This window comes from Luteibacter rhizovicinus (assembly GCF_004342265.1).
Lineage (GTDB): Bacteria > Pseudomonadota > Gammaproteobacteria > Xanthomonadales > Rhodanobacteraceae > Luteibacter > Luteibacter rhizovicinus_B.
The window spans coordinates 1-13448 of the sequence record NZ_SMCS01000014.1 but is presented as its reverse complement, the minus strand read 5'-3'; the positions used below and the strand labels follow the sequence as shown (position 1 = coordinate 13448).

Here is a 13448-nt window from a genome sequence, read left to right as displayed (position 1 = left end):
CAGGTCATGGGAGCGATCCTCAGCGGCTGCGATGACCCGCCGAGGTGTACACCATGTCCCCGCACACCTGTGCGCTATGTCCCCGGTCCATACACCTGCGCAGGAGCGACGGTGAGGGATAAACAACGGCGAGGGGTTTGATGGTTTCCAGCGATAGCTGGATTAAATACCGCGCGTAGCGAAACCGCCCTCAGCCAGCCACGCTCTTTCGCGCGGCCGGCTTCCGCTTAGCCAGGCGGGCACGTTCCATGGACTGGACCTTATGCGCGTTCAATATGCCGGCAAGCAATCCCGGGAAGCGCTGCTCGATTTCCGGGCAGCGGCTGGTATTGCGCATTTCCACGCCGTGCCGCTCGCTACGGATCAATCCGGCTTCCCGAAGTGCACGGAAATGCTGTGAAAGCGTGGACTTGGGGATCGGACGGTCGATGACCTGCTGCAAGTTGGAGCAATTGAAGGTGCAATCCGAGCCCCCTAGCGCCAATGCCACGTAGATCGCGGCACGCACGGGATCGGACAGCGCATGGAGGATGCCCTCCACGGTGATGTCTTCGATCGACGGGTGAATCAGGGGTCTCATGACATTTACTTTACCAGCCCTTGACTCTTAGTTCCATAGTTCATATGTTGCGAACTATAGTAGTGCCGAACTTCGCAACAACCACCCCACCAGGACACGTCATGAGCAAGCTCACAGGTAAAGTCGCCCTCGTTACCGGTGCCTCCAAAGGCATCGGCGCCGCCATCGCCAAGGCTCTGGCCGCCGAAGGCGCGTCGGTCGTCGTCAATTACGCGTCCAGCAAGGCGGGCGCCGACACGGTCGTCGCCGAGATCGCCGCAGCTGGCGGCAAGGCGGTCGCCGCACGCGGCGACGTATCGAAGGCAGCCGACGCCCAGGCTATCGTCGCCGCGGCGATCGAGAACTTCGGCAAGCTGGATATTCTCGTCAACAACTCGGGTGTCTACGAGTTCGGCGCCATCGAGGACATCACCGAAGAACACTTCCACCGGCAGTTCAACATCAATGTCCTCGGACTGTTGCTGACGACCCAGGCGGCCGCCAAGCACCTTGGCGAAGGCTCCAGCGTCATAAATATCGGCTCGGTCGTTTCTCGTGTCACGCCCCCGGGAAGCTCGGTGTACTCGGGCACCAAGGGTGCCGTGGACGCCATCACCGGCGTGCTGTCGCGTGAACTGGGTGCGCGCAAAATTCGCGTCAATGCGCTGAATCCGGGCATGATCGAAACGGAGGGTACGCGCACGGCCGGTTTCATCGACTCCGAACTCCAGACCCAGGTTGTTACGCAAACGCCACTGGGCCGTATCGGCCAGCCGAACGACATCGCATCGATCGCCGTGTTCCTGGCCTCGGACGATTCGGGCTGGCTGACCGGCGAGCAGTTGCTGGCGGGCGGCGGCTACCGCTAAGCGAAGTCAGCTATCCCAAGAGGCGCATTCCGGCATCCGGGATGCGCCTCTTTGCCATCAGGTACGGCGCATGTTCGCGCATAGCTCAGCCAACTGCCTGACCGCAGCCTCGGATGCGGGGCGATCGGGCGTGGTATCGCTATTATTGAAGTTGCCGGCGTCGCCCAGAACCTGGACGAGCAAGCCATCGCTGCGCGGCACCATGCTCAGGTGCCGGGTGTTCAGCCCGTAGGTGACTTCGGGCTGCGGGATCAGTCGCGCGGTCTGGCCGCGAACGGGAATGATCGAGTCGTCGTTGAAGAGTGCCCTCGCGCCATAGCCCGTAGCGTTGATCAGCGTGCGTTCGGGCAATTTCAGCAGATCGTCGGAATGCGCGAATTCGCGCACCTCGATCTTGCCGCCGGCCGCCAGGAAATCGGACATCAGCATGCGCGCGTAGGTGCTGATGTTGAACATCAAGGTCGTATAGCGACGCACGTAAGGCTGCGAAAACGGATGACTGCCGGGAGGCAGCTCGACGGAACGCGGCGTGAGATCCCGCACGCTATCGTTGAATTCGCCGTACTCGGGTTCGTCGGAAACCGGGGCATGGGGTTGACCGAATGGCGTATCGGACAACGAATAGCCTTCGATCCATTCGATGGGTTTCCCCGGCAAGCCCAACATGCTCTGGTACATGGCGTACGAGGTACGCGTCATTTCTTCCCAGCGCGCGGCCAGCGCCGGCGCATGTCCGGCATCGCAGATGCGCGAGTCGGGTGTCCATAGCCCGGATGCCCGCATCGAATACACGTTCGGCGGCAAGTCCTTCGCATATATACGTACCGACAGTCCGGCTCGCTGCGCCAGCAACGCCGAGGTAAGACCCAGCGCGCCACAGCCGATCACGCCGATATCGCGCACACCGGTGGTCTGCGCCATTCGCAGCGCCAGCGTGCTCGAACCCCACGACAGGGACCAGCCACTGCCGCCATGTCCGTAGTTGTGCACGATGGTCTTGCGACCCAGTCGCTCCATTTCGATACGCGGGCCAGCCGCGCGGAACGGCCGTGTGCAGACATACACGCCGGTGATCCGGTCGACCTTCGCCTTGATCTGCGCCAGCTCCGCCACTTCCGGTAACAGACGGGCGGCTGGTGGCACGACAGTCGGCGGCGTATTGGCGGATGTCACGGGCTGCTGTGCGCAGGCGGCGAGGCCGGCCGTCGAAGCCATCGCAAGCGTTGTGCCGGCCTGGCGCAGGAATTGGCGTCGTTGCACGATACGCTCCCCGGAAAGTGATCGGTCATTTCTTATCCGATAGCACTTCTGAAATCAAATATCGAAGCCACACACACCTTCTGTAGAAGCGCTCGCGAGCGCTCCTACAGGAAGCAGGCGAAAACGTGGATGCTTTGCCTCAGGCCGGATCCGTCGCGCAGATACCTTTCGTCCGCGACCGCTCTTCCGCCGGTCCGAATGTAATGAAACTCGCCAGAGCCAGTATCCAGGCGCCAATGCCTCCGTAAAGCATCACCCAGCCGAAGCCATGCACCAGCGCGGCATGTGCGACCGCGCCGGAAATGTCAACTGCAGAGCCCGGCGACGCGCCAGCGGCAATCTTCGCGGCGGCGATGCGTAACTGCGACGCATCGACCGCGCCCTGCGCGGCACGCTCCAGATAGTAAAGAATGCCTTCAAGCAGCAGAAATCCCATCAGCGCAATATTTATGGCCAGCGTAATCAACCGGGCGCTCAGGTCGATGCCCGACGCCATACCAGCACGGGCGCTCGGCACCGAGCCGGTCGTCGTGTTCGTAACGGGCGTGTTGGTCATGCCAAGACCGATGCCTGCCAACAGACATCCGGGGAGCATGGTCAGCCAGCTGGCGTGCTCGACGCCGCTGCCAAACTTCATCAATACGAATCCCAGTCCGATGGCGAAAAGGCCGGCGGGAATGACAATGCGTGGCTGGTATCGAAGGGAAAGGCGCTCCGCGAAGGGCGGGATTGCCAGGGTCGGCAATGTATACGCCAACAGCGACAGGCCCGAAGCCACGACGTCGTAACCCAGACCGCTCTGGAAATAAATCGGCAGATAGATCATCAGCGGCCAGAAGCTGAAGTTCATGCCGATGGAACCATACAGGGCACCCGAAAACTGACGGATGCGAAATACGGAAAAATCGAACATGGGATAGGCGCTGTGCTTTTCCGCATAAAGGAAAACGAGAAAGCTTATCGCCGCGACGACGATGCTCACGATCGCCGTGGGGCTCGTAAAACCCAGGTCGGGCCCTTGCGTGATGAAGTACGTAAGGCCGAACACCGCCAGCGACAACGTAACGATGCCCGGCAGGTCCAGTGCTTTCGCATGGGGATCGCGGGACTCGTCCACGCTGCCTGCAATCAGGACCAGCGTGACGACCGTCAACGGTACCTGGATAAGGAACACCCACGTCCAGTTCGACAGAGCCACGATCGCACTGCCGATGATGGGCCCGAAGCCCAGACCCACGCCGAAAATAATTCCCCATATGGCAAACGCCTTGCTACGCCGCGGACCTTCCTGGAACTGATGCGAAAGCGCGGCGATCTGGCAGATCGCCATAAAGCCACCACTCATACCCTGAAGAAAACGGCTGACGATCAGCACGGAGGCATCCCGCGCCAGGCCGCAAATCAGGGACGTGATACCGAACGAGATCACGCTGATAAGCAGGACGCGCTTACGCCCGTAGCGATCGGCTAACGTGCCGGCCGCCATCAACACCGTGGTGCAGGCGATGGTGTAGGCATTCATGATCCACTGCACGCTGCTGAAACCGGCGTGCAACACCTTTTCGACGTTGGGAAGTATGGCCGGCACACTGGAAATCTCCAGGCCGAACATCAGCGCCGCCAGACAGATGGCCAGCAGCGCGACTGAATTTTTTCGTGAGGGGGAAAGAGGCACGACGCGTTCCCATGGGGATGGTGGAGGGCGAGTGTGGACGCGGCGAACTCATGATGGAAATGATTTAATTTTGTGGCAGTCATTAGCGATCTTCATTAGTCTCTGACCATGGACCTCGATCCCGCCCTGCTCCGCGCCTTTGTTGCCGTGAAAGAAGCCGGTGGATTCACTCGTGCCGCCCAGCGCCTGCACCTGACCCAATCCGCGATAAGCCATCAGATCAGGCGGCTTGAGGAACAAGTGGGGCGGCAATTGCTATACCGCACCACGCGCGCACTGACCCTGACGGAAGACGGCGAGGACCTCCTCCAGTACGCGGAAAAAATCCTGCAGACGCTCGACAGCATGGGACAGCGTTTCCGGCCGTCGCCCATCTCGGGCGCCGTTCGCCTCGGCGTTATCGAAAACTTCATGGGCGATCGGTTGCCAACACTGCTGTGCCAGTTCGCCCGCGCGTTTCCCTCCGTGCGGCTCGATGTCAGCGTCGGGATGAATCTGGACCTGATACCCATGATCAAGGCGGGCGAACTCGATCTCGCCGTGGTGATGACGGCAGCCGATGGCGGTGACGGGACACCGCTGCGGCGAACGCAGTTCGTATGGGTAGCAGCGGAATCGTTCGACTCGCCTCCCGGCGCGTCGTTACCGTTCGCATTCTTCCCTGCCCCCTGCATCAACCGGCACGTGGGACTCACCGCTCTGGAAGGAACGTCCGTCGAATGGCACGTCGTCTTCACCTCGCCGAGTCAGCAAGGGATTCGCGCCGCGGTGCTTGCAGGGCTGGCTATCGCGGTACTGACTCGCGACGACGTGGAACCGGGCATGCGCGTCCTCGATGGTTTCTATGGGTTGCCGTCGTTGTCCGATGTGGATTTCACGCTGATATGGAGCACCGGGGGCAAGACACCGGCGGCGGTTGAGTTCGGTAAGTTGATTGTGGATATGGCGGGTTTGCCTGGCGGAGCTGTGGTTCGTTAGGCCCGGATTCCCGCTTCTTCGCTTCGTCGGATATCGCGTTCAAGCGCGCTCCTACAGGTGGTACTCGCTCTGGACCAGACCGCTTGGGTAGTGGCGGGTCGCTACATGGTGGAGGCGGATGTCCTCCGGCAACGCGCCAAAGAGCGGGATGCCGCTACCGATCAGTACGGGTACGCGCGTAATGATCATGCGTCGAATAAGTCCCGCGCGCAGGAACCCCTGGATCGTAACGCCACCGTCGATATAAAGGTGGTGGGCACCGCTGGCGGCGAGCTGCGAAACGATGTCGGCTGGCGTGCCCGCCATTTGTTCGACGACACCGCCCACGACGGCTGAAAAGTCGATGGGGTGGTTGCTCAGGACCACCACGCGCTTATCGCCGTAAGGCCACGCGCCAAAGGTCAACACGATCTCGAAGGTCTTGCGTCCGATGACGATCGCATCGACGCTGGCGATGAACTCGTTATAGCCATGCGGCTCGCCGCCACCTTCCGGCAGCCAGTCGAGCCCGCCATCCGGCCGCGCAATGAAGCCGTCGACGCTGACGCCGATAAAGACAGATGCCGTCATCGCGGAATCCTCGCTACCGATAGACGTGTCTGGTTATATACCCGAAAGGACCGCCCTGTCCGACATTGTCCGACACCTTCAAGGGGCGGCGTACCACGCCCGGCCGCCAATGGTTCGACTACGTCATCCAGTTCGGGCCGGGCAGCATGCTCAAGTTCGGGATAGGGATGGATGACGACGGAAAGATCGCCGGCCTCTCTTTCGGGTAGAACTTATCCGTTACTCAGACATCCGGTTGCGTGACCGCCTCATCTTTCTCAAGTGAGGCATAGCGCTGAACCGACTCGCCATAAATATAGTTGCCGTAGTATTCGCGCCCCCGATCGTCGGGATGCGCGGGAAAATCGATGAACGGCTGCGCGCAGTGAGGGCAAACAAGCGGATTCATATATCGGAAGAGGCCACCACACTCGGAACAGTCCGGCAGATGACTCTCGAAACGGGTGACCGAATCCGGGTCGGCGTGACCAAGCACTGGCGGCGCATCTTCTTCGTTGCTGCTGGCGGTCAACGTATGCGGACCACCGGAGCAATAGAAGTAAACGAGGTTGCCGAATCCCGCATGGAACGATTGCAGGCGAAAGCTCTGACTGCACCCGTCGCAGACACACATCAACGAAACATTCCCGGGAGTCACGTTGCCGGAGAAATGCAGCCCACGATAAAACAGGCCACGTCCCGCCGCATCGCCGGGAAAGCCGGAAGATTCCGGGAGAAGAAACGGCTGAAACCGAAGACCTTTGGCGCCGTTCTTGAAGGCCTCCTGCGGATCGTCGTTTCGTTGCTCCGTAAGAATGCCGTCTGGCTGGACACCGAAGGACGGTCCAACCCGAACCGACATATGGAAGAAGCGAGCCCCCTCGTCGAAGGCGGACGACATGTCGAACGCACGGACATTCCCCTGGCTGTCGACGAACCGAAGCATGTCTTCCCGGTTCCGGAGTTCGACTATGGGCAACTTCTCTACCGGCACTTCGTGGACCCGAACCGCGCAGACTTCGTTTTCACGTATCAAAACGCGAAGCAGCGGAATGTCTTCCGGAGCCTTACCTTTAAACGGCCACATAATTGCTCCCTGACGCCAGGCGCCTTGATCTGGTGATGCGCCTTGCGCACGACTACGCGCTTCGTAAACTGGCGAACGGCGAAATTCTAGCCGTATTCTGCCGTCAATCACCGATGACGAGAAACCCTTTGGCACACATCGCCGCACGATGTAACGCCAGGAAAAACTACCGACCGACCTGCGGAGGCAGGGGCTGACCCATCAGCGATGCCCAATGGCGGTAATCGTCATCCGGCGGATCGATGTCGAACGTCGTCGATGTTTCTACGCGATCGGGGCCTTCCGCGCCGTAAACGAAGGTCAGCCGATGAGTACCTTGGGTCAGATCCTCGAAAGCCGCAACGAGCGTGCCCTTCGCAAGCATCTTGCCGTCGAGATACCAGTCGCATTGTTGGGTATCGTAAGGATTGCCCCCCATATCCAGGCAGCATCCAAGCGCGGAAACAGGCTGGCCGAATGCCACGCGCGTCTGCGGCGCGGGCACAATGATATGCACGGTGGGCGGACGCGCAGGTATGTCGATCCTGGTCACGGACATCTGTGTCGAGCGGACGCCATCGTTCGCTACAAGAAATAACGTGCCCTTCCCCGCTTCCGGCATCAAGGTCGGATCGACCGTATGCGCGTTGCCGGTCAACCCGCGCGCGACGCGAAAGCGACGTCCGCTTTCCATCTCGGCAACGATGTCGTAGGTCATACGGTGTGACGTCTTTCGGCCGTCTCCATCGCTGACGCCGGCATCTTCCAGCGCGCAGGTTGTTTGTTCGCCGTGTTCCCACTGAAGCGTGATACCGCCACTGCCGACCTGACAACGAGGTGCCGTCATGGTCGGTGCATCTCTTGCGATATCGGCGCGATACAGGCGTATTTCGCCCTTGCGCAGTTCATATGCCGAGGCGGAAGGATGCAGCGGAAGCACACCGCGTACGCCAAAATGCAGCGGATCTTCCGCCGTGCCACATCCACGCGGCACCACTGACGGAGCCACACTGAGAAGAACAGCCCCTCCGCGATCCAGTAGTACGAGCTGGAAAGCATCGTCACCTTCGTACCGGCGCCCCGGCTTCGACGATTCATATCCTGGTCGCGAACGGTAGATCATGTTCTCGCTAAGCGTCCCGCTGACGTGCAGATAAGTCATGGCGGCCATGCGGTCGTCCTCAGGTGTTCAGGAAAATACGCATCCAGGTGCTGATGCCCGGACGAACCGGTTGCTGGTACGACATGAGGTCGCCGGCCGGCAGTGAAATCGCCTTGCTGTCCCGCACATCGAATGGCGGTCTGCGCAGGAAGCCGCCGTTGTCCGAGGAATCGAAGGGCCCTTGCACTCCACCAACGGGCAGATTGACGTGATTGAGTCCCAGGCTATGCCCCAACTCATGCGCACCGACCTCCGGACGCGATTCGACGGCCAGCACGGCAATGCTTGGCGTGCCGGATATCCCCTTGGTCGAACCTGTGGCGTCGTTGGCCGGCACGATACCGATCCAGCGAACGCCGCTGGCCTCGTCCGCGTCGTCCCACGCGTCCTCGAGATCGCTGAGAAGGTCTTCCCAACCGCTTCTGTTCGAAAGATCGTAATTGTGCGTGTACCAGCGCGGTGCGGCGATGCCGATATTGGTCAGTGGCGTTGGCAGGAAATCGAGAGCGCGGCGTGCGTAGTCGAGCATGAATTCGTTCGACGGACCTGAGACGTACGCCATGTACAGCGCACGCACCGCAATCCCCGACTTCGCCACCCACGTCCAGTTGAAGGTCTGCCCGATCGATATCTGGCCGCTGGGATCGTTGCAGACTACCTGCACATTCAGCGTATGCGTGCCCGGCGTCAGCCAGGCGGCGGGGATCGTGAAGTTGAGCGTTTCGTTCGTCAGCTGCGCATTCGAAAGCCCGGAGCGGATACCGGCGAAACCGCTATCGGGATTGACGGGCCTGACATTGGTGGGAGACAGCCGATGGCCATCGACCTTCAGCGATCCGGTGATCCTGTCGAGCTTGTTGTCGTACCAACCATGGCGGTCGACATTCATATGGACCCGGACCGCCGTGTCCTTGTTGGCGACCGTGGGCATTCCGTGTCCGGCCAGCACCGTGCCGAGGTCTTCCTGAACACCCTGGGTAACCTCGACGTACACGATGCTCAGCTGCGGCGCGACACTGACCCAGACAGGAATACGCAGCGGCTGTGTCGCTCCGCATCCGCTCGTAGCGGTGAATACCAGCTCCGCCGCTGTCGGCACCTGCGGGACCGGATCGGGAACCGGAAGGACGACACCCCCGAATCCTCCGGGCAGATCGTGTCGCTCCCATACCGACGTGGCGCCCATCATCAGCTGAATCCTGATCTTCGTCGTCGGGCCGCCGCTGGAATGCCACGTAATCGCCACGGCATCGTTGGGCGTGAGATTCCGTCGGTCCATGCTGGTGAGGTCGACGTTGGCGCCACCGATCGACACCTGGTAAACCGAGGCAAGCCCGCCCCGAAAAAAGATGCTGTTGCCTAGCCGGTACACGTCTATCGTCAAACATGGCTCTTCGCGACGAACGAACGCATCGAGATGTATTTCGCCCGCCGTGGCCCACACCGGCACAACGACATCGATTTCGGTGTCGGTCCAGCGCTTGGCCACGACACCGACAAGCATGCCGTTATCGGGCGCTCCCAAACCCAGTGCGAACGCAGGGTCGCCCGGGTCCGGTGATGCGAAGGAAACACGCCCGCCCGGCCCGAAATTGCTGCCGCGAATCGTAATGGTCTGACCCGCACAGGCTTCGGGATTCGATAGCGAATCGATGGTGTAGTTGGAACCGAACCTGTCGACTTCCGACATGCTCTTGTGAACGCCTCCCATGCACGACCAGCCGCTGTAGCGTCCGTCGAATACGGGTTTGAATAAGGGATCGACCCAGCTAGCCGGATCGAAGGGAGCGCGAGGCGTATCCAGACCGGGCGAAGTGCCCGTACCCGGCGGCCGAACCACCACCGGGTCGGGCGATGGACTGAACGATTCCCGCCACCTATCCGCCCATAGCGCACCGGCGATAGTCTCCAGTGCCTGCGAACGACCTTGTCGCGCCTGCTCCGCCGCACTGACGACAACTTCGAACAGGAAAAGCGGGCTCAACCATTGGGCGAGCGTGCCAAGCATGAGATCCGCTTCGGCGGGTTGATTCGCAGCACGAACCACGCCGGCAATCAGACGCAGCAGCACGTCGCCGTCGACAACGCTCGGCGGACGGCTCCACGCGTCACCCGCGAGGTCCTTCAGAATCGACGAGGGAAGCTTCTGCTCTGTCTCGATGGATTGTCGTAACAGCAGCCATAGACGAGTCGTGGCATCGATGTTGCCGCGTATGACGGCCTCAGCCTCGACAGAGCATTGCTGCAGATAGTCTGCATGACGCTCGACATCGGCAATCAATGCATCGATCCCGCACCCGATACCGGACAGCGTCAACGACTCTTTGGCGTGCTCCAGCAAGTCGCGTCGAAGCAAGAGCCGCTCTACCGGGATGGACGCACGCCGTCTCATGCTGAAAGTTGAGCAAGGCGCTGCAAAATTCTCGATCGGACCTTTCATCGGAGGAACCCCTCGTCAGCTGACGGGCGGAGCGCGCGATAGTCGGTAAAGATAAAGGCCATCGCGCATGCCCGAATAAGCGGACGACGCTACGCCTCGTGCCTGCGGATGAATATCCGCTCTTTGGCGTAACCGATACGGCCGAATTGACATCGGCTTTTACGCAAAAAGTAGCGGCGGCCCGAAAGCCCTAATACAGGACAACCATGAATGCGACGATCGGGCCCACGACGGCGACTGTCGACAGAATGGAACGCACTTTCGCCTCAGGGAAAACACGTCCGGAGAGCCAAAGGGAGCTCAGAAGACATATGACGCCAACGACCAGGACCGCAACAGATCGATGACGGGTGGCCACGATCTGGGCAATAGGGGTATCCGGGGCGGGATCGCCGACCTGGGACATGACCCCATAGATGGCGAATAGCCATCCGATCGTAACGAGGAACAGCGCCAGATTTGCCAATCGGTTTGAATTCACGTGCTCGCTCCAGGCTTGAGAGTTTGCGACTTACCGCGTCCGCTTGGGATCGCCGGCACTTCTATCCTCCGGATCGCTATCTTGTCATGCGGATCGAGCCTTGGAGCATGCCAGCAATCGCCCCAGACATCCTGGCGGCACTGGCCGAAGACCTCTAGCCGGCCGCGCGGAGCGAAAACCATTCGATCCGCGACGTCAGCCCGGATCGATGACCGGCGTATCCACCGATTCCGCCATGGGCGTGACGGCGCGCCAGCTGCTGTCGACTTCATGGGTGCGCAACATCTCGATAAATGCATGGGTGGAAGGACGCGCATAGGCCTCCTTCCATGCATGCTCGGCAAGTTCCGTGAGCCGCTTCGACGCGGCAATGGATGCGTTGTCGAATTGCAGCAACGAATCGCCCGTGGTGTCCGGCGTGCCCTCGATCCGATGGTAACGCTCGTCGAGGATATGGCGAAGAATGCTGTCGGTCAGTTCGCGCTGGGCGGACGACATCGTCGTATACAGGCGCCCGTTCTTCAGCCAGCCCAGCGCGCCGAGATTGCGCCGCTCGCGCGTCAGATGGCGCGGACTGGCGACATTCGTCCCCAGGCTGAGCATATGGATATCCGCAATCGGCACCTTGCAATAGTGCGACGCCTCATGCATGCCGAACATGCCCGGCGAGTTCGCGAAGATACCCGCATCCACATAAAGCTGGTCACGCAGATTCGCCAGGGGGAAATACGTTGGGGCCGCCGTTGCCGCCGTGGCGATGTCGGACATCGACAGGTCCGAGTAGTACCAGTTCCGCGTCGTATGCGGCGTCTTGATCATTTCCAGGCGACCGATGGACGCATTGATGACGGGAATCACCAGACGCGTTTTGGCGTCCTTAAGTGTGCGCTTCTCGCCAAGTATCGCGTCGACGGTCGCCCCTATCGCCTCGCCGCGATAGCGCGAATGGAACATGTAGCGAATGCTGGAAAGATAGGCCAGGGGACGAACGGAACGCCAGCGATGGCCCGGGAATATATCCGTACCATGCGTCAGAAAGGCCGCTTCGATATCGCGTGCCGGCGCACCGGCAGCCAGCGCCATCGCCGCCACTGCCCCGATGGACGAACCGCAGATCAGATCGAATGCCTCGCCGATCGGGCGATGCAGGGTTCGTTCGAGCTCCCGCAGCAACACCGCTTCGTGCAGACCCAGATACCCACCGCCCGACAGGGCAAGAATGGTGAATGGCATATACGGCTCCGTTGCCCGATCGACCCGACACTTAGCTACGTGTAGTCCTCACGACCGACCCCAAGATAGCTTCCTAGGACATTATTTCACTAACCAGCCGGGCGCGCATCCTGCGGGAGACTTTGGCAGCCAGTACGCCGCACGCTCGACCGGCGACGACAGCGCTCCTTTGCCGACATGGCCGGCACGCCCGATGCGTACCTCACGCCCCCTCATCGTCGTCCCTGCGCAGGCAGGGACCCAGTGCGGTGCAGTGGGTTATCGCGATCACGCTCGATCAGCTCTTCGCCATAGCGTCGTGCATCGGTACGCATCGCACGGAGCCTGCCGCTGCCCTCATTTCTTCCTGCCCCGTTTGCCGTGGCGCTCTCGCCCTCTCCGTAGACGAATTGCACGATGCGGCGCAGATGCGACTTACCGCCTCGACGGCGATCTTGAGTCAGCTAGCGCTTTCGACACACACCGATTTCGATGCGATGGCGATGTCGCAGGCGCTATCGTCGGTGCGGCGACTGGTCGATGAAGCGGCGGAGTTCGTCGTGGCGATCTGGCGCGAGAAAGGTCATGTCGTAAACACCCCGGTTCAAGCCGCCTGACCCAGACGATAAAGAGTCGAAGACCTCTCCCTTCGCCTCACGGCCTCCTCTCCCTCACCGTCACCCCGGCGTACGCCGGGGTCCGCAGCGACCACGCGGAGGCAAGCCCGAACGCTGAGGTGTCCGCTTTTAAAGCGACCATGGTCGTCGCGACCACCGACCGCCTCGCCGCGGATTCCGGCGTGCGCCGGAATGACGGTGAGGGCGAGTGGATGCTTTCGACTTGATCCGAAAATGCGTGCGATTTACTGAGAGCGGAAAACTGCCGCTCTTCCCCACAACAAACCCCAACACCCGGAAGAACCTGCCGCTGCCCTCGTCGCGACCGGTAGGAGCGCGCGTGAGTGCGGAAGGACGAGGCAGTGATTGCGCGACGAGGGTAGCGGCAGGCTCTGTGCGATGCGTACCGATGTGCCGGCGCTATGGCGAAGAGCTGATCGAGCGTGATCGCGACAACCCCATGCACCGCACTGGGCTCCTGCCTACGTGTATGGACCGGGGACATAGCGCACAGGTGTGCGGGGACATGGTGTACACCTCGGCGGGTCATCGCAGCCGCTGAGGATCGCTCCCATGACCT

Annotated in this window: 11 protein-coding genes; 3 read left to right on the top strand and 8 right to left on the bottom strand. The window is 61.0% G+C overall.

Going from position 1 to position 13448, the window contains the following annotated elements; all coding sequences use genetic code 11:
* Nucleotides 1-190 precede the first annotated feature (190 nt).
* Nucleotides 191-580: an ArsR/SmtB family transcription factor gene (locus EC912_RS19175; protein ID WP_132147699.1), complete on the bottom strand. Its 390-nt coding sequence runs from the start codon at nucleotides 578-580 to the stop codon at nucleotides 191-193.
* 101 nt (nucleotides 581-681) lie between these two features.
* Between EC912_RS19175 and EC912_RS19170 the strand changes: the two genes are divergently transcribed.
* The gene (locus tag EC912_RS19170) at nucleotides 682-1428 is read left to right on the top strand and encodes a glucose 1-dehydrogenase (RefSeq protein ID WP_132147696.1); all 747 of its coding nucleotides are present in this window, start codon (nucleotides 682-684) and stop codon (nucleotides 1426-1428) included.
* Between the two features lie 57 nt (nucleotides 1429-1485).
* Here EC912_RS19170 and EC912_RS19165 read toward each other — a convergent pair whose 3' ends face one another.
* Nucleotides 1486-2688 carry an FAD-dependent oxidoreductase gene (locus EC912_RS19165; RefSeq protein ID WP_132147693.1) on the bottom strand — a complete coding sequence of 401 codons (1203 nt, stop codon included), beginning with the start codon at nucleotides 2686-2688 and terminating at the stop codon, nucleotides 1486-1488.
* Nucleotides 2689-2827: 139 nt separating this feature from the next.
* Nucleotides 2828-4363: an MFS transporter gene (locus EC912_RS19160; RefSeq protein WP_132147690.1), complete on the bottom strand. Its 1536-nt coding sequence runs from the start codon at nucleotides 4361-4363 to the stop codon at nucleotides 2828-2830.
* 108 nt (nucleotides 4364-4471) lie between these two features.
* On the opposite strand from EC912_RS19160, the gene EC912_RS19155 reads away from it, so the two are divergent.
* Complete coding sequence (locus tag EC912_RS19155; protein ID WP_132147687.1) at nucleotides 4472-5341, top strand: LysR family transcriptional regulator; 870 nt, start codon at nucleotides 4472-4474, stop codon at nucleotides 5339-5341.
* 51 nt (nucleotides 5342-5392) lie between these two features.
* On the opposite strand, the gene EC912_RS19150 is transcribed toward EC912_RS19155, so the two are convergent.
* From EC912_RS19150 to EC912_RS19130, 5 genes are all read right to left on the bottom strand, one after another.
* Nucleotides 5393-5911, bottom strand: coding sequence for a dihydrofolate reductase family protein (locus EC912_RS19150; RefSeq protein WP_132147684.1), 519 nt, complete (start codon nucleotides 5909-5911; stop codon nucleotides 5393-5395).
* A 223-nt stretch (nucleotides 5912-6134) separates the two neighbouring features.
* Complete coding sequence (locus EC912_RS19145) at nucleotides 6135-6977, bottom strand: hypothetical protein (protein ID WP_132147681.1); 843 nt, start codon at nucleotides 6975-6977, stop codon at nucleotides 6135-6137.
* A gap of 166 nt (nucleotides 6978-7143) precedes the next feature.
* Nucleotides 7144-8127 carry a hypothetical protein gene (locus EC912_RS19140; RefSeq protein ID WP_132147679.1) on the bottom strand — a complete coding sequence of 328 codons (984 nt, stop codon included), beginning with the start codon at nucleotides 8125-8127 and terminating at the stop codon, nucleotides 7144-7146.
* A 10-nt stretch (nucleotides 8128-8137) separates the two neighbouring features.
* Entirely contained in the window at nucleotides 8138-10474 is a 2337-nt protein-coding gene (locus EC912_RS19135) for a hypothetical protein (protein ID WP_132147676.1), read from the bottom strand.
* Nucleotides 10475-11234: 760 nt separating this feature from the next.
* A complete protein-coding gene (locus tag EC912_RS19130) occupies nucleotides 11235-12272 on the bottom strand; it encodes a CBASS cGAMP-activated phospholipase (protein WP_132147673.1) in 1038 nt (345 codons plus the stop codon).
* Between the two features lie 248 nt (nucleotides 12273-12520).
* On the opposite strand from EC912_RS19130, the gene EC912_RS19125 reads away from it, so the two are divergent.
* Nucleotides 12521-12868, top strand: coding sequence for a hypothetical protein (locus EC912_RS19125; protein WP_132147670.1), 348 nt, complete (start codon nucleotides 12521-12523; stop codon nucleotides 12866-12868).
* Nucleotides 12869-13448 lie beyond the last annotated feature (580 nt).

Excerpts from the sequence above, each read along its gene's own strand:
- EC912_RS19155 (WP_132147687.1), top strand. The coding sequence starts at position 4,472 with ATGGACCTCGATCCCGCCCTGCTCCGCGCCTTTGTTGCCGTGAAAGAA.
- EC912_RS19145 (WP_132147681.1), bottom strand. The coding sequence starts at position 6,977 with ATGTGGCCGTTTAAAGGTAAGGCTCCGGAAGACATTCCGCTGCTTCGC.
- EC912_RS19130 (WP_132147673.1), bottom strand. The coding sequence starts at position 12,272 with ATGCCATTCACCATTCTTGCCCTGTCGGGCGGTGGGTATCTGGGTCTG.
- EC912_RS19175 (WP_132147699.1), bottom strand. The coding sequence starts at position 580 with ATGAGACCCCTGATTCACCCGTCGATCGAAGACATCACCGTGGAGGGC.
- EC912_RS19140 (WP_132147679.1), bottom strand. The coding sequence starts at position 8,127 with ATGGCCGCCATGACTTATCTGCACGTCAGCGGGACGCTTAGCGAGAAC.
- EC912_RS19170 (WP_132147696.1), top strand. The coding sequence starts at position 682 with ATGAGCAAGCTCACAGGTAAAGTCGCCCTCGTTACCGGTGCCTCCAAA.
- EC912_RS19150 (WP_132147684.1), bottom strand. The coding sequence starts at position 5,911 with ATGACGGCATCTGTCTTTATCGGCGTCAGCGTCGACGGCTTCATTGCG.